21 protein-coding genes and 1 tRNA gene are annotated in these 26337 nt (G+C 33.5%); 15 read left to right on the top strand and 7 right to left on the bottom strand.

All coding sequences use genetic code 11. The annotated features are described in order from the left end of the window. Nucleotides 1-2 precede the first annotated feature (2 nt). Together C5Q98_RS05355 and C5Q98_RS05350 are read right to left on the bottom strand one after the other, a co-directional pair. Entirely contained in the window at nucleotides 3-1523 is a 1521-nt protein-coding gene (locus C5Q98_RS05355) for a glycoside hydrolase family 31 protein (protein WP_106012626.1), read from the bottom strand. Between the two features lie 53 nt (nucleotides 1524-1576). After that, complete coding sequence (locus C5Q98_RS05350) at nucleotides 1577-3061, bottom strand: family 16 glycosylhydrolase (protein ID WP_106012625.1); 1485 nt, start codon at nucleotides 3059-3061, stop codon at nucleotides 1577-1579. Between the two features lie 131 nt (nucleotides 3062-3192). Here C5Q98_RS05350 and C5Q98_RS05345 point away from each other — a divergent pair, with 131 nt between their 5' ends. The 6 genes from C5Q98_RS05345 to C5Q98_RS05320 all read left to right on the top strand — a co-directional run bounded on the left by C5Q98_RS05345 (nucleotide 3193) and on the right by C5Q98_RS05320 (nucleotide 11678). Beyond that, nucleotides 3193-4686, top strand: coding sequence for a response regulator transcription factor (locus C5Q98_RS05345; RefSeq protein WP_106012624.1), 1494 nt, complete (start codon nucleotides 3193-3195; stop codon nucleotides 4684-4686). A 22-nt stretch (nucleotides 4687-4708) separates the two neighbouring features. Beyond that, entirely contained in the window at nucleotides 4709-6355 is a 1647-nt protein-coding gene (locus tag C5Q98_RS05340) for a sensor histidine kinase (protein ID WP_106012623.1), read from the top strand. A 155-nt stretch (nucleotides 6356-6510) separates the two neighbouring features. Further along, on the top strand, nucleotides 6511-7857 hold the full coding sequence (locus C5Q98_RS05335) for an ABC transporter substrate-binding protein (RefSeq protein WP_158695719.1): 1347 nt from the start codon (nucleotides 6511-6513) through the stop codon (nucleotides 7855-7857). Between the two features lie 92 nt (nucleotides 7858-7949). Beyond that, nucleotides 7950-8885 carry a carbohydrate ABC transporter permease gene (locus C5Q98_RS05330; RefSeq protein ID WP_106012621.1) on the top strand — a complete coding sequence of 312 codons (936 nt, stop codon included), beginning with the start codon at nucleotides 7950-7952 and terminating at the stop codon, nucleotides 8883-8885. 15 nt (nucleotides 8886-8900) lie between these two features. Continuing rightward, entirely contained in the window at nucleotides 8901-9764 is an 864-nt protein-coding gene (locus C5Q98_RS05325; RefSeq protein ID WP_106012620.1) for a carbohydrate ABC transporter permease, read from the top strand. Nucleotides 9765-9896: 132 nt separating this feature from the next. Beyond that, a complete protein-coding gene (locus C5Q98_RS05320; protein WP_106012619.1) occupies nucleotides 9897-11678 on the top strand; it encodes a CPBP family intramembrane glutamic endopeptidase in 1782 nt (593 codons plus the stop codon). Between the two features lie 210 nt (nucleotides 11679-11888). On the opposite strand, the gene C5Q98_RS05315 is transcribed toward C5Q98_RS05320, so the two are convergent. Both C5Q98_RS05315 and C5Q98_RS05310 read right to left on the bottom strand, forming a co-directional pair. Next, nucleotides 11889-11975: transfer RNA gene (locus C5Q98_RS05315), tRNA-Leu, on the bottom strand. Nucleotides 11976-12103: 128 nt separating this feature from the next. Beyond that, nucleotides 12104-13207, bottom strand: a complete 1104-nt coding sequence (locus C5Q98_RS05310; RefSeq protein ID WP_106011825.1) for an IS30 family transposase — start codon at nucleotides 13205-13207, stop codon at nucleotides 12104-12106. A 187-nt stretch (nucleotides 13208-13394) separates the two neighbouring features. Between C5Q98_RS05310 and proS the strand changes: the two genes are divergently transcribed. After that, nucleotides 13395-14837 (top strand): proline--tRNA ligase, encoded by a 1443-nt coding sequence (proS, locus tag C5Q98_RS05305; RefSeq protein ID WP_106012618.1) that lies wholly within the window; start codon nucleotides 13395-13397, stop codon nucleotides 14835-14837. A 110-nt stretch (nucleotides 14838-14947) separates the two neighbouring features. On the opposite strand, the gene C5Q98_RS05300 is transcribed toward proS, so the two are convergent. After that, on the bottom strand, nucleotides 14948-15907 hold the full coding sequence (locus tag C5Q98_RS05300) for a hypothetical protein (RefSeq protein WP_106012617.1): 960 nt from the start codon (nucleotides 15905-15907) through the stop codon (nucleotides 14948-14950). Nucleotides 15908-16111: 204 nt separating this feature from the next. Between C5Q98_RS05300 and C5Q98_RS05295 the strand changes: the two genes are divergently transcribed. Further along, nucleotides 16112-17080 carry an SLC5/6 family protein gene (locus C5Q98_RS05295; RefSeq protein ID WP_106012616.1) on the top strand — a complete coding sequence of 323 codons (969 nt, stop codon included), beginning with the start codon at nucleotides 16112-16114 and terminating at the stop codon, nucleotides 17078-17080. A gap of 175 nt (nucleotides 17081-17255) precedes the next feature. Here the strand turns inward: C5Q98_RS05295 and C5Q98_RS05290 are convergent, their stop codons facing one another. Together C5Q98_RS05290 and C5Q98_RS05285 are read right to left on the bottom strand one after the other, a co-directional pair. Further along, nucleotides 17256-17753 carry a deoxycytidylate deaminase gene (locus C5Q98_RS05290; protein ID WP_106012615.1) on the bottom strand — a complete coding sequence of 166 codons (498 nt, stop codon included), beginning with the start codon at nucleotides 17751-17753 and terminating at the stop codon, nucleotides 17256-17258. 23 nt (nucleotides 17754-17776) lie between these two features. Then, nucleotides 17777-20122: a transglycosylase domain-containing protein gene (locus tag C5Q98_RS05285; protein ID WP_106012614.1), complete on the bottom strand. Its 2346-nt coding sequence runs from the start codon at nucleotides 20120-20122 to the stop codon at nucleotides 17777-17779. A 252-nt stretch (nucleotides 20123-20374) separates the two neighbouring features. On the opposite strand from C5Q98_RS05285, the gene rnr reads away from it, so the two are divergent. The 7 genes from rnr (at nucleotide 20375) to C5Q98_RS05250 (ending at nucleotide 26251) form a co-directional block, all read left to right on the top strand. Further along, nucleotides 20375-22363: a ribonuclease R gene (rnr, locus tag C5Q98_RS05280; protein WP_278320012.1), complete on the top strand. Its 1989-nt coding sequence runs from the start codon at nucleotides 20375-20377 to the stop codon at nucleotides 22361-22363. A gap of 2 nt (nucleotides 22364-22365) precedes the next feature. Further along, the gene (locus tag C5Q98_RS05275; protein WP_106012612.1) at nucleotides 22366-22620 is read left to right on the top strand and encodes an IreB family regulatory phosphoprotein; all 255 of its coding nucleotides are present in this window, start codon (nucleotides 22366-22368) and stop codon (nucleotides 22618-22620) included. 12 nt (nucleotides 22621-22632) lie between these two features. After that, nucleotides 22633-23064, top strand: a complete 432-nt coding sequence (gene ruvX, locus C5Q98_RS05270; RefSeq protein WP_106012611.1) for a Holliday junction resolvase RuvX — start codon at nucleotides 22633-22635, stop codon at nucleotides 23062-23064. 19 nt (nucleotides 23065-23083) lie between these two features. Further along, nucleotides 23084-23428, top strand: a complete 345-nt coding sequence (locus C5Q98_RS05265) for a DUF1292 domain-containing protein (protein WP_106012610.1) — start codon at nucleotides 23084-23086, stop codon at nucleotides 23426-23428. An 84-nt stretch (nucleotides 23429-23512) separates the two neighbouring features. Then, nucleotides 23513-23890: a DUF1292 domain-containing protein gene (locus tag C5Q98_RS05260; protein WP_106012609.1), complete on the top strand. Its 378-nt coding sequence runs from the start codon at nucleotides 23513-23515 to the stop codon at nucleotides 23888-23890. Nucleotides 23891-23904: 14 nt separating this feature from the next. Then, a complete protein-coding gene (locus C5Q98_RS05255) occupies nucleotides 23905-24909 on the top strand; it encodes a CPBP family intramembrane glutamic endopeptidase (RefSeq protein ID WP_106012608.1) in 1005 nt (334 codons plus the stop codon). Nucleotides 24910-25147: 238 nt separating this feature from the next. Beyond that, nucleotides 25148-26251, top strand: a complete 1104-nt coding sequence (locus C5Q98_RS05250; protein ID WP_106012607.1) for an IS30 family transposase — start codon at nucleotides 25148-25150, stop codon at nucleotides 26249-26251. The last annotated feature ends 86 nt before the right edge of the window (nucleotides 26252-26337 follow it).

Raw genomic sequence — 26337 nt, 5'->3', positions numbered from 1 at the left:
CTTTATTTAATCTGCTTGTATATTGGTAGATCATCACTAGATGCTACAAACTTACCTTGCTCAATATCTATTATCTCTTTAGTATTGAAATTTTCCCATTTTCCTCTAGGTAGGAAGACCTCTCTTTTATTTGTATTGGCTGTAGTTATAGGGGCTATAATTAAATCTTTACCAAAGCAGAATTGATCATATAATTTCTCTTTTATTTCAGGATAGTAGAATTCTATAGGAGCAACTATAGGGCTTTTTTCTTTAAATGAGGTTTCTACAATCTCCATGATGTAATCTTTTAGTTCAAGTCGGAGATTAATAGCTTTATTAATTCTTGCTTGATTATTCTCAGAAAGAACTCTATAAGGAGCTGCAGAAAATTGCATAACAGGCATAAAGGCTGCTATTTGTGCCCATCTTACAAAAATTTCTTCATCCAAACTGTCTACGTTATAGAAATGCAAATACTCGCCCCCACCAATCATATCTGGTGAAGAATAAGTATGCCCCATCATTGATGCAGTGATTGAGTTAGGAATCAAGGAGGCTATACCCTTATTGTCCCAGCTATGGTCTTTGTCAGCTAAGCGCTCCATTATATTCATACCTGCCGCATTTGTTGCAGCACGAAGTTCATTGAAACTATACTCTGAACATAAATCTCTCCAAGCATTGCTTTGTTCAATTGAAGCTTGAATTTCATCAGTATTAGAGTGAGGGTAATATCTGATATCTCCAGCATCAAATTTGAATCCAGCAACGCCAAGATCTTCTATTAGAGCTTCTAATTGTGTCTCTAACCATTTTTTGGCATCTTTGTTTAAAAGATCTAAAACTGCTGAGTGTCCATTCCACCAGTTAGAAATGTAAATTTCACCTTGACTATCTTTAAGTAAGAAATCTTTCTTGGCCAACTCTCTGTATTCAAACGTATCTGCTGTTATAAAAGGACAGATCCAGAGCATTATTTTGTATCCTAATGAATTTAACTCATTAATCATCTCTTGAGGTTTTGGGAATTTTTCAACAGAGAATTTCCATTTCCCATAGTAGTCACTCCAACCGTCATCTATCATTAAAATTCCTGCTGGCATAGAATATTTAATATTATCCTTGGCGTAGCGGATAATATCTTTTTGGTTTTGATTAAATGTTAATTCTATCCAACTATTATAAATGGGAGTTTCAAAAAATTCTTTGGCAAGCTTAATGTCTTGCTTTGAGAAGCATTTTTCTTTTGCCAAGGCATAAGCTGTTGCCAAAGTTTGTTCATTTGTATTAGCTAGCAATTCAGCTGAGTCTGATGCCAATATTGTTCCGTTTGAAAATTCTACAATGAACTCAAGTTCATTATTTTGTTTATAAAGCAAACGCCCCTTGTTGGATATGAAAAAATCCACCATTTGGTTTGAGCCATCATTAAAACTTAAGTCAACTTTACAATCACTATTTGAAGTATAGGGTTGTTCAATGCCATCATTTACGTAGCCACCATACCAATGTTCTTCTTCTAAAAATTTAAATTCTTGCATAAATTATTATCTCCTTGATTAATTTTTGAAATTAATTCTTTAATATCTTTATCTTAAGACGCAATTCTAACTTCATTTATTGCATAGTGATTCCAGTAGATGTTAGCAGAGTTAATTTTAATCCTAATTGCTTTAGCTTGCACTGTAGGGAAAGTTAGAGTTTTCGATTCAAGATTATTTTCTGCAGTATCCCACTGAACATTTCCACTTTGGGCAATTAACTGCCAGTCTGTTTCGCCATCTAATGAGTATTCAATATCCCAATTAGTTGGAGCTTGTAGCAAGGCGTAGCGAACATCTAAGGTAATTTCTGAAATTGATTTAAGATCTTCCCAATCAAAGTATATGTATTCAGGTTTATCTAGAATTTTAGAAAATTCGTTGTCACTATTCTTTGTGAAATCTTGACTCTGGAAAGCAGAGTTTTCACTGCTATCTCCATCATTTAAGTGAGAAGGTAAAGAAGTCCAATGATAATCTTGTCCAACACCTGCTGTGGCAAGCAAAGCAAGATTATTCTCTATTTTTGCTCTTTCCTCTAAAGCGAAATCTCTATCCTGATTAAACTTAATCATTTCAGGAGTTTGGAAAGCTCTGAAATAATCTATAGTAAATTGTTTAGGGTAATTATTATCATTTGGATCAGGGTTCTTTGACCAAGTTATGCCGTTCCAACCCTCATAAATACCTAAGAGGGTCAACATCTTATAATTAGGGGATTGTTTACTAGTTCTAACTAATTTACCGTCAAAGTAAAACTTCATTCCCTCAGGTTCCCATAAGAAACCATAAGTATGAAAATCTGATTCTAAATCAGCTTTAACGTGGTAATACAAAGTTTCTCTACGAATATCAGGATCTCCCCATGGATGAACGCCAGCTCTTACTTTGCTCCATTTTTGTCCGACCTCAGGACCTAGAATCTCAAAAATATCAATTTCAGCCTGTTGATTCCTAAAATCTTCAGCTCCTATCATCCACCAAGCACTATGTATTCCTCCAGCAGAAGGTACTTTTGCACGTAATTCAAAATATCCATACTGTGTAATAAAATTATTTATAGCGGGATGATGGTCTGTTATTGTGCATAGATTTTTATCAAAACGATGCATGCCATCTCGCATACCTGTCTGTATACTGCTTAACTTCTGTTTATCAGTTCCGTGCCACCATGGTGAAGGTTCTTTTGGAATATTTAATGAAATATTACCTTCGGCAAGCGTATATTTAGCACGGGCATTTTCTGGAGTAGTCCAATGAATTAGATAGTTTTCATCGTTGAATTTGTTTTTATCTAAAATAGAGTCATTAAACTCTTCGTTAAATACAAGTTGCCAGTTGTTTTCTGGAATCTTAGAAGCAGGCTCTATAGCATCGGCATTGCTCTTATAAGGAGAGAATGCAAACAGCAAAAATAATAATGCTATGGTAGCAACTAGGCTCTTTCTATTAATTATTTTACTTAGATTTGAATAAGAGATATTTCTATTGAAATTATAATTAACGATATTATTTTCAGCTTTTCTAAATTTTCTCATACAGCTTACCTCGATAATCTTTGTGATATAATAATTGCACTTTGTTAAATATTTAACAAGTATTTGAGATTTTTACGTCAGAATAACCAAAAACGGTTAAGAAATTTGTGTAATTAAGAGATGTAGATATTATGAGAGTTTTACTAGTAGATGATGAAAAAATTGAGAGACAAGGCTTAAAATATCTCTTTGATAAGCACGGTTTCAATTTTGAAATTCATGAAGCTAAACATGGTGAAATTGCTTTGGAGAAGCTGAAAGAACAAGATTTTGATCTTGTGATTACAGATTTGAAAATGCCTGTCATGGATGGATTACATCTCATAGAAAATATGCATGAGTTGGAGAAGATTCCCAAAACGGTAATTTATAGCGCTTATAGTGATTTTTTCTATGCAAAACAAGCTATTCATTTAGGCGTCATAGACTATTTAATTAAGCCTGTTGAAGAACATGAATTTGTCAAACTTATTACTAGAGTTGAGCATGAAATAAATTTAGAAAAAGCTGCTAATCTAGAAAAAATTCTAGGTTCCAGCTTGAATCAAAGAAGTGATTTTAGTTTAGAGCTAAGTGCTGATGATTACAACATGGAATTAGCAGGAATTGCAGTAGCTTTTGATATTGAATCCAACACATTAGGACAAGTTCATGAGGAGATTAAAGAAGCTCTAGAATCCGTTTTCCCGGAAGTATATTTATTTATTGAAAATGAGCAAGAAGGAATATTCTTTGTACTTAATGTTCAGAAAGATGTATATGATAGCTTACAAAAATTACTACCTATACTAGAGCAGGAAACATCTGGTTATGTACGCTTTTTTATCTTTGAAAGTTTTAATAATTATGAAAAGCTTAAAGAGTCCGTAAGTAATGGTAGAAATAAACTTAAATCTAGAATTTTTGCTCCAAGAAGTCAGGTTTATTCATTGCTGACAAAACCTAATGAAAATGAAATCTACTTAAATAGAAACTCAGTAATGCGTGATGTTCAACAAGATGATTCTACTGTAGCAGAGACTTTAGAAAGAATGCTAGATGAGCTAGCTAAGTTGGGACAGTTCAGTAATCTTTACACAAAATATATATTTTTGCAGATGATTGAAAAGGTCAATCCTAATCTGTCGCCAAAAGAGATTGAGAAATTTTTAGCTCTAGAAAACTTAGAAGAAATTGAAACATTTTTGTATGGAATTATTGGTGTAGCACGTGATAGGAGTAACACAAATGTTTGGAATGAAGGAGAAGAACTTCCAAATTTCAACAATGTAGAAAATAATGAGGAAATTGTTCCTGAGGTTGAAACTGTAAAGACATACATTAAACAGCATTTTCAAGATAATCCTAACCTGGAAACAATCGCTCAACAGGTGCATTTGAGCCCGAATTATTTGTGTGTAGTTTTCAAGAAAGAAACAGGAATGACTGTAATAGCCTATATGACTGAAGTTAAATTGAATTATGCAGCATATTTACTAGAAAATACTTATGAAAGAATAGCTGATATTGCTGAGAGTGTAGGTTATACGAATACTTCTTATTTTAATATGATTTTCAAGAATAGCTTTGGAATGACTCCTTCGGTTTATAGAAAACAAAAACAAATAAAGGCAATGGATAAGTAGGTTGAGGTTTTTAGGGGCAAAAATGTTTAGAAATAAAGAGAAAGATCAAGAACAAGTAAAAGGCTTTAATTTAAACTTTGCACAAAGTATCAAAAATAATAAAAAGGACACGTTATTACTAAGGTTAAGTGTTTATTTATTAGCTTTTAGTGTTTTGCCAATACTTTTTTTAAGTCTTTACTTTCAACATCAACTTAAACATGAGCAAGAAAGCACCTTGAGTAGAGCATATGATGACTATAGTCTTTTTATGGCTGAACAAATTGATCAAAAGGTTAGCAATATCAAAGAAGTTATGTTAACTCTTGGACAGAATCAAAGCCTTCAAGAAGCACTTAAACTAAGAAATACCAATGACTACTACTTTGACAAAGATTTGCGTCAGAACTTTGAAACCTATATTTGGTATAACTTGACCAGCAATCGTTCTATTATCAAGAATTTTAGGATTTATTCCAGAAATGCTGAACGTCATATAGGTTATTTTATTTCACCATATGAGTATGCAGATAAAAATGTGCAAAATATCTTAGAGCAGCAAAGTAATTATGTTGGATTAACAGTAGATGCTAATTCTGAGCTTTACTATATGTACCCGATTTTTTCAAGATTTGGTAATGAACCAGTTGCCCATGCACTAGCTGGAATTGACAAAGATAAGGCTTTCTCAAACAAAGGGCAGATGAGTACCAGAGAAAATAGTTTTGCGTCAATAATACTAATGGGAGACAAGGAAGTTAAAAGTAGCTATCCTAATGACTTTCAATCCCCTTACGTAGAAGTTAATAGGCATTGTCCACTGAGCAGTTTGGATTTGCGCTTGTTAATTCCGTATCGCTCTTTACACGTTGACGTTTTACCGTTGATTTTTTTCGCAGTGTTGATATTAGTAATTTTTGTCCTGCTATTTTTATTGATCAACAGACAACTTAGAATATTGCGTGAACAAATAATTCAAGAACAAAATATGGTTCAGGTATTGCAATATAACAGCTTGCAAAGACAGATGAATCCACATTTCTTGTATAATACTTTGTCAATGATTAATTGGAAAGCTAAGTACGCAGGACAAGAAGATATTTCAGATATTACATTACGCTTGTCGAAATATTATAGGCTAGTGCTAAATAATGGTAACCCTTATCAGAGTTTAGAGAAGGCTTTTTCTATGGCGGAAATATATTTAAGTCTAAAGAAAGAGCTTATGGATGAAGACTTGAACTTTGAATTAGATTTAGACGAAAAAATCAAAGATAGAAAAATAATTAATTTTATCCTACAACCTTTGGTGGAAAATGCAGTTGTTCATGGTATTAGTGCGACAGGACAAGATGGAAGTATCAAAATTAAAGCCAAAGAAGTTACTAGAAATAATGCTAAAGAAATAAAATCGGAAATATTAATTTTAATTTATGATGATGGCCGTGGCTTGTATCATTTTAATGATGTTCTTGATGAAAGTGAATCAGGATTTGCAATTAAGAATATAGCAACAAGATTACAACTAGCACATGGAAAAAATTATGGACTAGCATTGTACTCTGGTGATGAAGTTTACAAGCTTAATAGTGACCTTGCAGAAGATACCTATCAAAATGATGAGGATTTTAAAGACTTGCTAGATCACGCTAAAGAAAAAGGGACTTTAACAGTATTATTTTTACCATAATCAATAAAATATTGTTATATTTTATAAAAAATTGCTATTTTTATATCTAAAAAACTCTACTAAACTATAAGTAATAAAGGTGTTGACCGAGGTAAACAAGAACTTGGAGGTTATAAGTTCTAGACTTGGTCAAAATAATAATGGAGGGTTCGAAGATGAGAAAGATAGTGAAGAAATCACTAGCAACTGTTTTGAGTTTAAGTCTTGCTCTAGGTTTAGTAGCTTGTAACCAAAATACTCAAAAAGAAACAGACAAAACAACAGATAAGAAAGTTGAGAGTGAAGAATCAACTGACAAAGAAGATAGTGGTAAAACTTCTGAAGAAAACACAGAAAAAATTCCTCTAAGAATTATGTACTGGAACAAGCAAGAAACAATGCAGTCATTCTTAGATTTAGTTAAAGAGAAATTACCTCAAGTAGATCTAGAATTCCAATTTGTTCCTGTTGGTGAACTAGATAGTATAGTTAGCGCTCAACTACAAGCAAGTGAAGGACCAGATATTTTACCTTCAGGTACAAGCGAAGCATATGCTAAAGCAGGCTACTTAGTAGATTTATCTAATGAAGATTTCATGAAAAACTTCGAAGAGAGTGCTCTTGACCTAATCTCAATTGATGGTAAACAATACGGCATACCAGGATTAAGTTGGTATGAAGGTATGTTCTATAACAAGACTATTTTCGAGGAGAATGGTCTAACACCTCCAAAATCTTTTGAAGAATTGATGCAATTACACAAAGATCTAAAAGATAAAGGTATCAAACCTCAAGCAATGGGTGCAAACTCATGGGAACCAATGATGAAATCAAGCTTAGGTTTCGCAATTGCTGAATGGCTACGTACAACAGAAGATGGTAAAACATTCGACCAAGGTATCCGTGAAGGAACTCGTACATTCGTAGATTCTAAACTTAAAGAAAATATTGAAATTTGGGATCAATACATTGAAGATGGTTACCTAACTCCAGATATGCTAGAAGTAAGCTATGATGAGGCTTTGGTAGAATTTGCTACAGGTAAAGCAGCTATGTGGGAATCAGGTCCATGGGCAGTTGAAGCAATTAAGAAAACTAATCCAGATCTAAAATTCGATATGTTCCCATTCTACGGTACAAAGAGTGATGAAGGCTGGCTAGTTGGTGGTCCTGGTGTTACCTTCGGTATTAACTCAGCAAGTAAGAACCAAGATGCAGCGAAAGAAGTATTAGCATTAATGGCATCTCCTGAAGGTCAAAAAGCTCTCCTAGAGAACAACCCAGGTTCAGGTTCATTTGGTAAAGACGTTAATGTAGAACTTCCAGAATACTTCCAAGGCGTAAAAGAAGTTTTGAGCAGTGGTCGTACATATTGTCCATGGTTCGTATGGAGTACAAATAATAGTCCTTACATCGAAACTTATGGAAAAGGATTACAAGAATATCTACAAGGTAATATGACAATTGATGAAATTTTAGCTCAAGTTGATGAAGTTGCAAAAGCAGATCACGAATTGAAATAGTAATTATTTCGACCAGTAGCTAATAAATAAAAAAAGTTGGCGGGGTCTTAGCTCCGCCAATTTGTTTATAAATAGAATTGAGAGGAAATAATATGCCTAAAACCAGTAATAGTAAAAAGAAAAGTAATCCAGATGTAAATAAACACAGGAGGAAACAAAAATTAAAAATAGCCCTGCAGTATGAAATTCTAATTCTTCCAGCTTTGGTCCTATACATATTATTCTGCGGTGTTCCTTTCATAGCAACGTTTCTATATAGTGTCACGGATTACAATATTTATAACTTAAAGGATTACGGTTTTAATGGAATAACTAATTACATTAGAGTGTTTGAAACATCTGTTATTAAAACAGCTTTGCTGAACTCAATCTGGTATGCATTGGGAATGACATTTTTCCAATCACTGATAGCTATACCACTAGCAGTATTATTGAATAATAAAATTCCAGGAAGAAATTTCATGAGAGCAGGATGGTTCTTACCAGCAATGTTCAGCCCAATGGTTGTAGGATTTTTGTTCAAGTTTTTGTTCGGTAAAAGTGGTCCTGTCAACATGTTTTTGCAGAATTTAGGACATGAGGGTATTGCCTTCTTTAGTACAAATAATGCCCTGAATACAATTATATTCTCACAAGTTTGGCAATGGACTGGTTGGGCAATGGTTATCTATCTAGCGAACTTACAAACTATTCCATCAGATATGATAGAAGCAGCTAGAGTTGATGGTGCAAGTGGCTTTGACATATTCTTCAGAATTACTTTGCCACTCTTATATCCAGGTGTAACAGTTGTAGGGATTAGCTCACTTGTTGGTGGTTTGAAAGTATTTGATATTGTCTATTCTATGACAAATGGTGGACCGGGATACTCAACTGAGACAATTATGAGTACCATGCTAAAGATAACATCAGGAAGAGGAGACTATGCTTTAGCATCAGCATTTGGTGTTGTATTTTTTGCAGTAGTTTTATTCATTAGCATGATCTTACTTAGATTACTAAAAGTTTGGGAAAACAAGGTTAGTTAGGAAGAGGTGCTAGAGATGAGAGAATTTGTATCAAACTTTAAATTTATTTTCAAAAAAGGCAACCGTAGATATATAGGAGTGACAATATTATTGATAGCACTATTTATTGTATTTATGGTACCAGTATACTATCTAGTTATAACCACCTTTAAAACCCCTGAAGAAGCAGCCTTGCATCCAATGGCCTTACCTACAAGCTGGAATTTCTCCTCTTACGGAGAAGCATTAGAAAAAATGAATTACTTTAATGCTTTGAAAAATACAATGTTTATCGCAGGTATGACAGTATTAATTAATATATCTGCAGCAAGTATGGCATCTTATGCATTAGCACGCCACAGAAGTAAGTTGAATTCATTTATATTCATGTTGTTTGTAAGTGGTATGATGATTCCTTTCCAAATGGGTCTATCTAGTCTATTTAAATTAATGAGTGATTTGAAGCTAGTTAATACACCTTGGGCAGTTATATTAGTAAATGCATCAGGAAGTTTAATCTCAAGTATCTTTATGATGAAATCATTTATTTCTTCTTCAGTGCCAATTGAGATTGAGGAAGCTGCTAGGATAGATGGTGCAGGAGTATTAGGTATATTCTTCCAGATAGTTCTACCACTTATGAAACCTGTAATAGCAACAATGTCTATTATTGTTATGTTAGGTGCATGGAACGACTTCTTGAATCCACTGCTATTCCTAATGGAAGATAAGAAATATGTTCTATTACAACAATTGTCAAAAAATATTGGTCAGTTCTCAGTTGACTGGAATAGTATGTTCCCAATGCTAGTACTATCAGTATTGCCATTGACATTAGTATTTATATTCTTACAAAGATACATTATTTCAGGTGTAGTTGCGGGTGCGGTTAAAGGATAAAAGAAATTATAAATAAAAAACAAAGAATATGGTCTGCATGTGCAGACCATATTTTTTATAATAAAATCTTAAATGTAGAGCTTTTTTCTCAGAATTGCTATAATCTTTATAATATTATGAAAGGCCAATGAGATGAAAAGTAATAGAAAAAACAGGAAACAAAATAATAACTTGAATAATCAAAACGAAGCCAAAAAGGATACATACAAGGTGCCTGAAAATGGTTTCGAGATCAAAGTTGAGCCTTTACAATTATCAACAGGATTAGTTGAGACTGATGAATTAATTGAACAAGCACAAGATTCAGATAATATTTTCAGTGGAGAACAGGAAGTTACAGTAGAAGTTGATAATGAAGACCTTTTAGAAACTGTGAATGAGGACCAAGGCGATCAAGCGCAAGATGATCAAGAACAAGATGACTCAACTCTTAACGCAGAAGAGATAAATGATGTTGTAGAAAAAATAAATATTAGTAGAGTTGACGCTCATTCTGAAGAGGATAACAGTTCTAATTCAAAAGAAAATGATCTAGTTAATGAGAGTTTGGACTCAGAAAATAAAACTGAGGATAAAAAACTTGATAATAATGCTGAAGATGAAGAATTCACTGAGCAAGAACCTGAAGTTGGTTTAGATGATTCTGAAAAATTTTCAGGTGAAAGTTCAACTGGGGAGTTGGACGAAATGGACGAGCAAAATGCTAAGCAGAATGACAATCATGAAACTGCTAAAGTTGATGAGTCTTTGCAAGATGAAACAAGTGATATTACAGAATCTCATGCTGAGAAAGTTTTAGATGAAGACAGGAAAATTGATATTAAAGCATCGACTAAATCAGCTATTGAAAAAGTTAGTGGTAGTAGTAAAAATTTTTTTGAGAAGGTTAAGAATAATTGGGAAAATAGGAAAGCAGAGAAAGCTAAATTTGAAGCTAACTTAAGCACGACTCAAAAAGAAAAAATACAAAAACGCAAAGCTGCAGGTTATTTGATTTTGATTGCTACAATTATAGCTATAGTAATTAATATAGCGTGGGCAAAGATACCAGTAGAATCTTTAAATTTAAGTAGATACACTCTAAACGGAGTATTCTTCAAAGATTTATTGACTTTCTTACTGGCTATGTTAATTCCAAGTGCAATTATTTTTAAAAGATTCTCTCTCAAGCAAGAAGAGGTTTTTGGTAAGACTAAGCAAAACTCAATCGCTTATGTTTTAACAGCTTTGATGGGTATACCATTAGCTTTAGCGATTACTGGCCTACATAATTTAATGATTTTTGTGTTAGACAAGGTGGGAGTTAATGTAACTTTCAGAAACCATTTTGCCATAAATGAGTCACCATCTATTCTAGGATTTGTTCTAATGCTTGTAGTTTTGGTGTTTGTTCCAGCAATAGTAGAAGAGTTCATGTTTAGAGGTGTTTTACAGACAAGTTTGAAAAATCAAGAGCGATTACATCTTTCTATGCTATTAACAGCAACAGCATCAAGTTTATTCTTTAAGAATATAATGTTTGTCATAGTTTATTTGGGAATTGCTCTAGTTTTATCATACGTGAAAGAAGCTGCAGATAATCTTACTATATCTATAGTATTGCGTATTTCTATTTTGACTTCACTATTAGTAATGCAATATTTCTTACCACTATTTACTTCGGCCATAGATCTAAAGAGTATTGATGGACGCAGTAAATTTTATATAAGTTTGATTTTAGCAGTAGTTGCTATTGTATTATTGATACCAATATTTAAAGCTAGCTTTAGTGCCTACGCAGATAGTAGGGTTGATAAAGAAAATGAAGAAGCCAATTCAGATGATTCTATTGAACTTCAAGATGAAATGTCTCTAGTAGATTGGAAATTTATTTTAGCATTGTTACTGCTCTTGGCTTCGTCAGCAATGGTTTAGTTTTTTGTTACAGGACAAGTATTAAAAGTAGTATGAAAGTATTTTATTTATAATGTTTTGGATATTGTTTTAGATATTAAAAATATATTTGATAATCCGCTAGATAACTTGAAAATCTACGTGATTTTAAAAATCTTTTAACCTAAATATCCACTGGTAAATAAAAAACACTTCCCTATGATAAAAAGTTATCAAGGAAAGTGTTAAAACTGGTGCGACCAACAGGACTTGAACCTGCACGAATTTTACTTCATAACGACCTCAACGTTACGCGTCTGCCAATTCCGCCATGGTCGCGAATAGCTTTGCGTAGTGAATAAGATTATATACGTTAAAATTAGATAAAGCAAGAGGATTAGTCCATAGATTAATGAAATGTAAAGTGCAACATAAACTGAAATTGTTTTTTGTACAATGTTAATTGTTTACGCTATGGCTAAATATTTACTATTTGCACTGTTTCCTTCTAATACTTTCCTTGGGTAACTATTAATAAATTCCTCTAATTTATTTATTTCTCTCTGTGGTATATCTTTTAGTTTTGTACCTTTAGGAATAAAATATCGGATAAATCCATTTAGATTTTCATTGCTTCCTCGCTCCCAAGATGAGTATGCATGCGCATAATAAACACTAGTTCTATATTTCTCACTATGTATAGATTTTTCCATGCTTTTCCAGTCTTGAAACTCTGCTCCATTATCTACCGTTATACTCTTAAACTTTTCTCTAAATGCTCTTGCTCCTAGTTTTCTTTCTATAGCATTAAGCTTCTTTACTACAGATTCTTGTCTTTGCGTATTTATCTTTAAAATAATGCATTCTCTTGTACATCGATCTACAAGTGTCAATAAACAAGTCCTATCTCCCTTACTAGACTCTATACAATCCATCTCCCAGTGCCCCGTCTCTGTACGCTCTTCTATAGCTTTTGGTCTATGGTTTATTCTCTTCTTATCTGGTGGAGATAAGCGCTTTTCTATATAGCGTTTTCTTTGTCTAGGTTTATTTCCTTTACGTGGAAGGTCTTTCATTGTTACTTCTAGGAAGACTTCTTTTTCTACATAGTTGTAAATAGTTCTAGTACAAAGTCTTTTATCTGTAGGCCAGCCAACTCTGTCAAAATACATTGTTATTGCTGCTGGAGAGAATTTAAGATTATTTATTCTATTCATCTCTTTTCCTATTAGCATGTTTTCTATTATTTTGGCTAATATATGGTCGTTACTAATCTTTAAAGATGGTCCTTTATTACTCCAAGTTTTTTCTACTGTTTTCTGAGCTACTACAGAGGAATATGCTGTGTATTCTTCTAGCATAGAATTCTTTTGTTTGACTTTACCGCGTTTTAGTTCTCTAGATAGAGTTGCTTCACTCCAGCCTAATATCTTTGCTAACTCTTTTTGATTTAATTTATCTTTTTTAGGTCGCTTCAAATTCTCATTATATAAATACTCTAGATGCTTTCTATCTTCTATTGTTAAATGCTGACCTGCTTCTCTTTTCCTGATATAATGTAATTGGCTCATACGATCCTCCTTTGTTTCGTTTTTCCAATTAACATTGTACAGGATTGTTTGAGCCTTTATTATTTCAGTTTATTTTACAACTCGCCCATAGATTAATGAAACTTAATGATAGAAATTTTATATAAAAATTCTGAATAAAATCCTTTTAATGCTATAATATAGCTCAGTATTTATATAGGAGAAGAATATGTCAAAAGATAAGAAATTTGTAGAAAGCATAACATCAAGAGATGTTGATTTTCCTCAATGGTATACAGACATTTGTCTACGTGCAGAATTAACCGATTATTCAAGTGTAAAGGGTTGTATGATTTTGTTACCCGGTGGTTTTGCAATTTGGGAAAATATTCAAAAAGGTTTAGATAAAGCATTTAAGGCAACTGGTCACCAGAATGTTGCAATGCCGATGTTTATTCCTGAGTCTTTGCTACAAAAGGAGAAAGAACACGTTGAAGGTTTTGCCCCTGAAGTAGCTTGGGTCACTCATGGTGGTGCTAATGAGCTAGAGGAAAAACTAGCCGTGCGTCCGACTTCAGAAGTTTTATTCTGTGAACTTTATTCCAAGATTGTTCGCTCTTATAGAGATTTGCCTAAGAAATATAATCAATGGGTTTCTGTAGTACGTTGGGAAAAAACAACTAGACCATTCTTAAGAACTAGAGAATTTTACTGGCAAGAAGGTCATACCGTTCATGAGACTCAATCAGATGCAATGGAAGAAACATTGTTAATGCTGGATGTTTACACCAAATTTTTGGAAGATTACTTAGCGATTCCAGTTATTAGAGGTGAAAAAACTGCCAAAGAGAAATTTGCTGGTGCTGAAAAAACCTACACAATGGAAGCACAAATGTATGATGGTAAAGCACTTCAAGCAGGTACAAGTCATTACTTCGGTACAGGGTTTGCTGAAGCATTTAATATCCAATATAGTGATAGAAATAACGAGCTACAATATGCACATCAAACTTCATGGGGTGTTAGTACTAGATTGATTGGTGGTCTAATCATGGTTCATAGTGATGATTCTGGACTGGTATTGCCACCTAGAATTGCTCCTAATCAACTTGTAGTTATCCCTATTGCCCAACACAAAGAAGGTGTCTTGGACAAAGCATATGAGCTTAAAGAACAATTAGAAAATGATTTCAGTGTAATTATTGATGACACAGATAAGTCTCCAGGATGGAAGTTCAGTGAGTACGAAATGAAAGGTATTCCTCTTAGAATTGAGATTGGTCCAAGAGATATAGAAAATAATGTTTGTGTTATTGTTCGTAGAGATACTCGCGAGAAAATTACAGTTGATTTAAATAATTTAAATAGTGAAGTAACACGTCTTCTGAATGAGATTCAAGAGAACCTTTACAACACTGCTAAAGAACGTTTAGAGTCAAGAATCTATGATGTTACAAGCTATGATGAGTTCAAAAATGTAGCAGATAATAAGCCAGGATTTATGCGTGCGATGTGGTGTGGAAAAACTGAATGTGAAGAAGCTATAAAAGAAGAAACCACTGTAACTAGTCGTTGTATCCCATTTGAAAATGAGCAAGTTAAACTTTCAGATAAATGTATTTACTGTAAAGAAGCTGCAGAGACAATGTTAATTTGGGGTAAGGCTTACTAGATTTTTGACAGAGTTATTTTGTTGAAATATCTATTGATTAGATGTAAAAAGACTTTGATTGGAAAAACAATCAAAGTCTTTTATTTTGCTTAAGTTATAAATTATTGTAATTACTTTCCTAAAATTGGAGTAGTTTCTGTAATATTATCTTCTGTAGTCTGAAACCAGATGCCACCATTTGCTCTAGATAAGAAAACTATGTATGGGTTTTGGTCATCTTTGTCTACTGAGAAACAAATATAGCCGATTGAAGTTTCTCCTTCTTCGATTGGAGAGAGAACAGGGGTGATGTTACGAATTAAAGTTACGTCACCATACATCCTACCATCTTTGCCATTAGCTAGTGAGAAATAATTAGGGCTAAGCCCAACAATTTCTTGATTCTTAGATGCTGTTATTTTTACTAGCACTTGAGCCACCATATATTCTTTACCTTCTTCAGGTTCAGGGTTAAAGATACTAGCATCTTTTATCATTTTTAAAGCTGATTTGCCTCTATAGATTTCTTGGATTTTAACTTCAGATTTGAATGGGTCGAAAAGCGTTTCGCTTCCATCAAAGTGTGCAGTCTCACCGATTTTGTGAGGTTTATGTATGCTTCCGTCTTTATCCTTGTTTTTATCCCTGTCTAGACCCAATATTGAGTTTATTAAACGTTCACTATAAGAATCATCTTCGGAATTTTTGTGTTTTTTTATTTCAGAAGGAGTGAGTTTTTTTGTGTTTAAAGTATTTTCTAAAGTTGAATCAGTTTTTTTAGTTTCTTGAGTTGATAAATCTGATGTATCAATTGATTTAGAAGATGTTGTAGTTTTACTATCTGGATCATCTTCGGAATCAGAGACATTAGTTTCATCTCTTTTCGATGACTGACTTGCTTTGGAATCATTTTCATTATTAGATGAGCTTGGAGTGCTCTCTGATTCTAAGTTCTCCTGCTTAGATGATTCAACAGGAGTTTGAACATTACTTCCTTGACTATTAGGTGGGAGAACACGTTGGCATGAACTACTTACACATGCTAATGCAAGTAATGATGTAGCAATATTTAATAGTTTTGATTTGCGCATAAGTTTTCCCCTAATAAATCTATTTTTAGCCTAATCATTTTATAATATAATTAAAGGTTTTGCCAATATTTAAAGTTATTTAGGGATAGATTGAGCCAGATGCTAGTCCCTTTGAGTTCATATTTGGCTAGTAATAATACATGAATTTGATATAATGTAACAAAACTATTAATGTTTGTAATAATGTATTGGAGGGAGTTAACAATGTTAAATCACGAATCTAATGATTACAATTCTGATTATAGAGGTCCTGCAAGAGACGATCGTCAGAATAATTATCAAAACAAAAATTCTCAAAGCAATGATATGGATTATCAGAGAAACTATCAATCTGAAGCATATCAAAGAGAGCCATATGAAGCGACTGCAACAGAAGCGGAAAGAATTCAAAAAGAGCAAAATCCTACTTACTTGAATCCTCAGGGTTTTGAACAAGACGAATATAACCAAGATGGTTATTATGGTCAAACTCAAGCAGATCCTGAAGATGCTCAAGGTAAAGTGCCTTATACTTACGCAGCTTATGAAGGTGAGAAACATGTTTCTGAAGCCAAAGATAGCAAGTTTAAAATTTTAACCGAAGAAGCTTTAGTATGGTTCAAGAGTTTCGTATCAGAGAGACCAAGCTCAGCTGCTGAAGTGGCAAAAGATTCTAGAGAACCATTTGCTTGGACAGTATTCTTAGGCCTATTTGCATTGATAGGTGCTTTAAAAGGATTATTCAATTCAATTGGTGCTGGTAGAAATTCAGGTTATGTAATTGGTAGATTCTTTGCTGTTATGCTAATCTCAGCTTTGATCTATTTCGTGAATGTATTAGTTATTTACATTGCCCAAAGTTCTAATAAAACACTTAAATCATGGTATCAAGCATTTAATACGGCAGTTATACCTACTTTACCAATATTATTTGCTTATACACTTAATATTATTTTTGGAAGTTTCTTTAATGCTACAATGATGACAATTTCAGGCGTGATAACATCAGCTGCAGTTTTATTTAATGTAGTACTTCTAAATAATATTCTTAACAAAGAATTTGAAGGCAAAAAATCTCGTGAGTGGAAAGTTCTAGGATTAATAATTCTTGCAGTTTTCGTAAGCAATATTCTAGCTGCATTAGTTGAAGTCCAACCTGCTGGATTTGCTGAATTCTTAAACTCACTATTCTAGACTAGGTATTGCTAGAATAGTAAATCATAATTAATTTATTAAGCCTCTTATCTATGAAGCCAAGTGCTGGCAGTTTAGGTAAGAGGTTTTTTTATTGCACATAATTTCACAAAAAATCCTACTCTGAAAAACTTTCAAAGTAGGATGTGTAATTTTTAACATATCTAAATATCGCCTAAATACTGTCTACGGAAAAGTCTATTGTTAAGTCCTGTTTTGAACTTTCAAATGCTCTATATTTTATACCAGCTGCGTTAAACATTAACTTAGAGGCTCTTGTACCTTCTGTGTTCGCATATTTATCTGAAATATAGATAACTTCCTTGATTCCAGCTTGAATAATTGCTTTGGTACATTCATTGCAAGGGAAGAGCGCTACATAGATTCTACAATTTTTAAGAGATGTTACGGGATTATTTAGAATTGCATTAAGTTCTGCATGACATACGAAAGCATACTTTGTTTCTAAAAAACCACCTTCTCTTTCCCAAGGAAAATCATCATCATCAATTCCTATAGGAAAACCATTGTAACCTGTTGATATTATCTTATTATCAGGGTTTACAATACAAGCCCCAACTTGAGTATTAGGGTCTTTTGAGCGTTTAGCTGCTAACAGCGATACTCCCATAAAGTATTCATCCCAATCTATATAATCTTCTCTTTTGCTCATACAAGTCTCCTTTTTTATAATTATTATTGGTAGCCTCCGCTAGCTGCGAAATTATTATAGTATCCAGGGATTTTATCAGTATTCAAGTAGTTAATGTCTCCGTTTGAAGGTCTATTTGGTGTGATTGGACTTCCAGCTTTGAAGTACTCTAAGAATGAATTTCCATAATTTCCGGAAACCTGATATCCATTAGAAGCACTAACATAGAATTCAACTATTCCAGCTGGTTTGTCCCATTCTGCTGCTGGCTTGTCCCTATGTATGTATTTGAATAATTCTTCAGTTGCATAGTGTTGATTCTTATAATCCAGTGTTGGTAAATAAGAACGTTTTAATTTGTTATCAAATCCATACCAGTTTGAAACTGTATAGTACGGAGTCATCATAGCAATCCATTCATCCTGGAAGGCATCAGTAGTACCTGTTTTGGCAGCAGTTCTTATTGTTTCGCCATTAGCATTATGGATCTGGCCGAAATCCCATAAGGTACCATAATAAGGTGCACTTTCTGATGGGCCTTTCAAAACATCTTCCATCATCCTTAGCATCATGTAGGATGTTTCAGCTGAGAAGACCTGCTCAAATTCTGGCGAAAATTCTAATATAACAACACCATTACTATCTAAGACTTGAGTATATGCTTTGCTTTCGGTATAAAGTCCACCGTTTGCTAAAGTTTGAAAACCATTTGCCATTTGCAAAGGTGAAACACCATAACTTAAAGAACCAGTGGCTAAACTTAATCCAACCGGATCATTTCTTAAATCAATGCCCATTTGAGCAAGATAGGTCTTGGCAGTATCAACTCCGACTTCATTAAGAACTTTAACTGCAGGGACGTTATTAGAAATTTTTAGGTTTCCTCGAACTGGCATTGCACCATAATATGAATCATAAGCGTTTGTAGGCCATAAGGTATTCGGGTTATGTATATCCATATGAACAGGCTCATCTTTAACCATCGTAGCTCCAGTAACTAGATCCATTTCAACTGCAGGTGCATAAACAGCCAAAGGTTTAATAACAGAACCTGGTTGACGACGAATATCAGTAGCACGGTTGAGGACTTTATTGGCTTCTTTTTCGCCAGCGCCACCTTGCATGGCAACGATGTTATTTGTTTTACTATCAAGGACAACTGTACCTGCATCTGGTTTTTCTGGTGAGTTAACATAGAGACTTGGATCTCTTTGGAAATTCTTTTGTTGTAGGAATAATTCATCTAATTTATCTTGGACTAGAGGATCCAAAGAAGTATGAATATGCAAACCACCGTTTTGAACTAGGCTATAAGCTTCTGCAGCGGTGTATTTACCACTGTTAGCCAAATCTCTAGTAACTTGTTCGATAACGAATTCTTCAAAGTATGAATTAATCTCATTACCGGTAAAGCTAATATCTTCATTTGAATAGACAATTTCGTAGTTTATGGCATCTTCAAATTGATCACTAGTAATGAATCCTACACTCAACATTGCTTGCAAAACTATTCTTTGACGTCTTTGGATGTTTTTGCGACCTAGTTCAGTTCTTGGGTTATAGGAAGCGGGACTCTTAGGAATACCTGCAAGAAGTGCTGATTCAGCAAGATTTAAGTCTTTAGCTTCTTTACCAAAATAAGCTTTAGCAGCAGAACCTACTCCAACGTAGTTATTGCCCATTGGCACCAAATCAAGGTATAGGTTCATGATTTTAGCTTTAGGTAATTGTTCTGTAAGACGAACAGCTCTATACCATTCTTGAACTTTTCTTTGGTAGGAAACTTCATTGTCTCCAGTAAGCATTTTAACTGTTTGTTGTGTAATAGTAGAACCACCATGAGCGGAATCCCCTAGGTTAGCCAGAGTACTAATTGCAGCACCAGCAATACGTCTAGGGTCAATACCTATGTTTGTATTGAAAGTTCTATCCTCAATTGCTATAAATGCTTCATCAATATATGTTTGAGAAACCTGGCTATAATCTATTAGCTCACGGTTAATGTTGCTATCACCAGTAAGAGCAGCGATTTGCTCACCGTTTTTATCATAAAGATATGATGTTTGTTGAGTTATTGTGAAAAGTGAGCTAGGAACTTCTTTAGCAGTTGCAATATAGCCAACTAATATTCCTATCAAAGTTGAACCTATCAAGGCCATTATTATCAGAATAATTACTATACCTATCAAAACTGACTTACCTGCAAATTTTCCTAACAGTCCTGCAGTTGTTAAATCATTACTTGCAACTTTTGGACGACCAGACATGTCTCGACGAATTGAATTCTTGAGATATGCCATTTCTTTATTTTGCAGTTTTTCTTCCTGCTCTTTTTGATACAATTTACGTCTTTCGCCTAAGCTAAGATTGTTTTTATTGTCTTTATCCATATTTTCCTCTTAATTAAATAAAACTAGTTTCCTGAATTATTTCTATTAATTATATAACTTTATTGTAATTATAATTTAATGTTGAGAAAAAGACTAATAATACTTTATTTATGAAAAAATTAAGAATAATTCTAAGAATGCATATATGCGATTCTAAGATGGAAAAGAATTGTTATAATGTTATATAGAAAGTTACATGAATGATTTTAGAAAATATAATATTTGCTTAAGTGAGAGTATAAGACAAATAAGATACTAGCTTTAATGGAGGGTTTAATGCAGAAAATAATAGGTATTTTAGAACAAGATGGTAGAGATGGTTTAGTTAGTCCAGACGGTAAACTAGTATCTATCAATGCATTAAGGATTCCTGAACCTTACCTTAATGGTGCGCCTTTTGGTATGAAAGTTGTAGTCGAGCTGATTTCTAGTCCAGACTCTCCAGATCCACTGGGTAAGGTTGTTGAAGTTTTAGGCGATCCAGCGAGACCAGATGTTGCTATGGAAGCCATTATGCTTATGCACGGATTATCCGAAACTTTTCCAGCAGAAGTTGAAGCAGAGCTAGAATTTATTCCATATGAATTAAGTGAGGAAGCACTAGAAGAAGCGCTAAAGATAGGAAGAAAAGATTTAAGAGATCTGGTAACAATTACAATTGATGGTATAGATGCCAGAGACTTGGATGATGCTATTTCTATTCAAAAAGATCAAGATGGTAGTTATAGATTATACGTACATATTGCAGATGTAGCAGAGTATGTAAAAGAAGGTTCTGCGTTAGACAAAGAAGCACTGAATCGTGGAAACAGCGTTTATCTAGCTGATAGGGTTATCCCGATGCTGCCACCAAAGTTGTCCAATGGTATATGTAGTTTGAATCCCAATACGCCTAGATTGGCTATGACATGCATGCTACAGTATGACTCAGGTGGAACATTAATAGATGGCGATATTTATGAGTCTGTTATAACGTCAGACCTTAGAGCAGATTATGATACTGTGAAAATTGCATTAGAAGAACAGCCAATCCCATCTTATGAGAAATATATGCGTGAGTTCCATTGGATGCAAGAATTAGCTGAAATACTTGAATCCAAATCTCAAAGTCGTGGAGCCTTAGAATTTGATTTCCCAGAGACTGCAATAGATGTGGACAAGGATGGAAAAGTCCTAGATATTTATCCTGAGAGTAATTCCTTTGTTAATGAAATAATAGAGCAATTCATGGTGGCGGCAAACTCTTTCGTGGCGGAGAAATTTACTGAATTAGAAATGCCATTTATTTATAGGGTGCACGATAATCCTGATGAGGAGAAATTATTAAGGTTTAGGGAAGTTCTTAAAATGGTTGGAGATAGGGATGTTAAGATTCCTAAAGATCCAAGACCTAAGGATATTAAGAAAATTTTGAATAAAATTAGAGACCTTCCTGCAGCAAAAACTCTAGAGACGCTTTTATTAAGATCTCTCGCAAAAGCAAGTTATTCTGATGAGCCTATTGGACACTTTGGTTTAGCCTTAGAAGATTATAGCCATTTTACAGCACCGATTAGAAGATACTCTGACGTATTTATACATAGAGTTATAAAAGGGTTCTTACGAGCGGATATGAATATCAAAAAGTGGAAAGCTGAAGCTCCTGATGTAGCAGAACATGTTTCTGATACTGAGAGAATTGCCGTTTTAGCAGAGAGAGCCAGTACTGATCAGAAAGTAGCAGAGTACTACGCAGATAGATTAGGTGAGGTTTATGAAGCTGAGATCACTGGATTTGTTGGAGCTGGTATGTTTGTCATGTTACCAAGTACAGCGGAGGGTATGATACCTTTCAGAACAATGGATGACTTTTATGTGTATGATGAACGCACAATGACAGCTCAAGGTAGAGATAAACACCGTTTATTTATGATGGGTGATAAAGTAAAAGTAAGAATTGCTAGAGCTGATGTAGTAAGAAGACATATAGACTTGGTTCTAGTAGATGAAAATTCTAGTGGTAGAATAGATAGAAGTCTTTCTGACAAAAAAGCTAAGAGAAAAGAAGTAGAGAAAAATAGACATAATAGAAATTCATCTAGTAATAAAAAACGTAAAAATAGAAGTAGAAATAGATATAATAAAAATAGTAAATCAAATGATTTAAATAGTGAAAGTAACTCTAATAGATCGAAAAGATCAAAGAGGAATAATAGAAAACGTAACAGAAGAAATAATAAAGGTAAAAATAGGAGGGCTTAAAGATGGATGATCAAACAACAAGATTTGAGCTAAAAATGGACAAGGCAGACACAGTTAAGAACATTATTACAGAAGTTCTACAAGCTTTAGAAGAGAGAGGATATGACCCAGTTAATCAACTGTCAGGTTATTTACTTTCAGGAGATCCTACATATATTACAAATCATAATGGTGCTAGAGGTGTAATTAGAAGAATGGAACGTGATGAAATTCTTGAGATTATACTGAAGAGCTACATTGAAGATAATATTAAATAGATTGAATTATTTATGAAAAGATATTTAGGAATTGACTTTGGGCAAGCAAGGGTAGGTATTGCTAAGAGTGATCTATTAGGGTACACAGCAGAAGGTGTAGAGACTATTAAGTGGGATGGCCAAGACGTTGAACCTGTTTTGGATCGTATAGCAGAAATCTGCAAAGAATTAGATGTTTCAGAGATAGTATTAGGGTTACCCAAACGTACAGATAATCGTTTAGGTGAAGCAGAAGAGAAGGTTAAAGTTTTTGCAGAGCAACTAGAAACTCGCCTTGGACTGCCTTTGCACTTTGAAGATGAACGCTTGACGACAGTTATGGCTACTAAATTCTTGCAACAAGGAAATAGCAAAAAGAGTTCTTATAGATCTAAAGTTGACCAAGTAGCTGCTGAAATTATTTTACAAGGGTTCTTAGAAAAACAAAGATTTCAAAAGAACTAGAGAAGAGGAGTATTTTTTTATGAGTGATGTTGATAAACAAAATGAACAAGAAAGAGAAGAATTATTAGAAGAAGTTAAAGAGCTTCTAGGCGATGATATAGAAAGCTCTACAGTTATTCTAGAAGATTCTGAAACAGGTGAAGAATTTACTTTTTATATGCTAGATGATTTCGAGTTTGAGAATGAGATTTACGCATTCTTACTAAATATTGATGAGGAGCCTGAAGCTATTTTTGCGAAAGTTATCAATGAAGCTGATGGTAGCATGAATTTCCAATCAATAACAGGTGATGAATTTGATAGAGTTTCTGCATATTTTGAGAGTTTAGAAGAAGATATGGAAGATGAGCTATTCGAAAAGTAGTGAACTGTATTATTCTGTGCAATTAATATTCTTTGGTTTTGTATATATTGGATTAAATAAATTCTAAGTAAAAGGTAATAATAAATGAATCAAGAAGAACTGAATCAAGAACAATTGAATAAGCAAATTAAAAAATCCGAGAAGGTTAATAGAGAAAAAGCAAATCAACAAGCTGAAATGATTGATCCTGACCAAGAATTACTTGTTCTAGAAGATATGGATAATGGTAATGAATTTTTCTTTTACCAATTAGATGCTTTTAGCTTAAATGGCCAAGATTACATCTGTTTAGCAAGTTATGAACCAGACTTTGGTGACCATCCTGAGCCAGAACTAGTAATTATGAGAAGCCAAGTTGATAAAAAAGGCAATAGAATATTTAAATCAATACGTAAAGATGAAGAGTTAGATGAAGTTTTTGAGATCTTTTACTCCAGAATGGAAGATAGCTTAAATAGTTAGGAAGTTGGTAAGTTATGCAAAATAATCAAGAATATCGTAGAGATTTTACTAATTATCAAGAAAAAGAAACAAATCCTTATTATAGAAAACCAGGATTTGATGCTGGAACAATATTATGGCCACTATTAGGTATAGTATTTTTCTTTGGAACTATGTTTTTGGCACAAGTTGCTGGACTAGTTTTCGCAATTCTCTCAGATCCAGTTTTGAGAAGCTCCATAGAAAACGCTGATCCATTAGAAGTTGTCACTACTCTTGCTAATGTACAAGTGCAACAATTTAGTGTTGTCGCTATTGTTTATTCAATAGTACAGATAATTGCTTTAATTTTCTTCCTTAGATTCAGAGAAAAGAGGGAGAAAAGATATGTCCTTAAAGAACAAGCTGAAGGTAAGACCTATCTGTCTACTACTGTAATTACCTTTGGTAGTCTTGGTATTGCAATGGCTTGGATGTTTTTAATCTATTTACTCGCTCAAGTTTCTAAATTTTGGTTTGAACAAATGGAAATTTATGAGCAAATGTCTTCAATTACTTCTAATGAAAATGTTTTGATTACTATAATTTCTGTATGTGTGCTGGTGCCAATTGCAGAAGAGCTAGTATTTAGAGGATTGGTTTTAAGTGAGCTTAGAAGAGTAATGCCAGACTGGGTAGGAGTTATAGTGACTGCAGTTATTTTTGGTATAGCTCATATGAACCCAATTCAGTCCGTATATGCAGCTGTTTGTGGAATTATGTTTGGTCTAGTCTATATCTGGACCGAGTCTATTTATCAATCAATATTCATGCATATTATTTTCAACTTCTTAGGAAGCGGATTAAATCAAATTTTATTGAAATTTGGATTAGAAGAGGCAGGTCAGTATCTAACATACTTCTATTTAGTAATGATAATTCCAACAATATATTTATTAATTAAATTACGTAATAAAAATAGAGGTAAGAGTACTAAACCTATTGCAATAGTTCGTCCGGAGTTTGAAGAAGCAGAGGCTCATGCAGAGGTAATATCTTAGCTGTTAGGTGTATAAATAGAATTAATTAAAATACTAGAAGCTCTTCCATTTATTAAAATCTAAATGGAAGAGCTTTTTATATGTTCGGATTTTTAAATATAAGTTTTGCATGAGGAAAAGATTTTTTGCGTTTTGAAAGACTTAATATAGACGGCGAGTTGTAAAATAAACTGAAATAATAAAGGCTCAAACAATCCTGTACAATGTTAATTGGAAAAACGAAACAAAGGAGGATCGTATGAGCCAATTACATTATATCAGGAAAAGAGAAGCAGGTCAGCATTTAACAATAGAAGATAGAAAGCATCTAGAGTATTTATATAATGAGAATTTGAAGCGACCTAAAAAAGATAAATTAAATCAAAAAGAGTTAGCAAAGATATTAGGCTGGAGTGAAGCAACTCTATCTAGAGAACTAAAACGCGGTAAAGTCAAACAAAAGAATTCTATGCTAGAAGAATACACAGCATATTCCTCTGTAGTAGCTCAGAAAACAGTAGAAAAAACTTGGAGTAATAAAGGACCATCTTTAAAGATTAGTAACGACCATATATTAGCCAAAATAATAGAAAACATGCTAATAGGAAAAGAGATGAATAGAATAAATAATCTTAAATTCTCTCCAGCAGCAATAACAATGTATTTTGACAGAGTTGGCTGGCCTACAGATAAAAGACTTTGTACTAGAACTATTTACAACTATGTAGAAAAAGAAGTCTTCCTAGAAGTAACAATGAAAGATCTTCCACGTAAAGGAAATAAACCTAGAAAAAGAAAACGCTATATAGAAAAGCGCTTATCTCCACCAGATAAGAAGAGAATAAACCATAGACCAAAAGCTATAGAAGAGCGTACAGAGACGGGGCACTGGGAGATGGATTGTATAGAGTCTAGTAAGGGAGATAGGACTTGTTTATTGACACTTGTAGATCGATTTACAAGAGAATGCATTATTTTAAAGATAAATACGCAAAGACAAGAATCTGTAGTAAAGAAGCTTAATTCTATAGAAAGAAAACTAGGAGCAAGAGCATTTAGAGAAAAGTTTAAGAGTATAACGGTAGATAATGGAGCAGAGTTTCAAGACTGGAAAAGCATGGAAAAATCTATATATAGTGAGAAATATAGAACTAGTGTTTATTATGCGCATGCATACTCATCTTGGGAGCGAGGAAGCAATGAAAATCTAAATGGATTTATCCGATATTTTATTCCTAAAGGTACAAAACTAAAAGATATACCACAGAGAGAAATAAATAAATTAGAGGAATTTATTAATAGTTACCCAAGGAAAGTATTAGAAGGAAACAGTGCAAATAGTAAATATTTAGCCATAGCGTAAACAATTAACATTGTACAAAAAACAATTTCAGTTTATGTTGCACTTTACAAGACTTAATATAGACAAAAAAATTATTTGACTATATT

It is taken from the genome of Fastidiosipila sanguinis, assembly GCF_002998295.1.
GTDB classification, from domain to species: Bacteria; Bacillota; Clostridia; order Saccharofermentanales; family Fastidiosipilaceae; genus Fastidiosipila; species Fastidiosipila sanguinis.
This window is presented reverse-complemented; position numbering and strand designations above follow the sequence as displayed.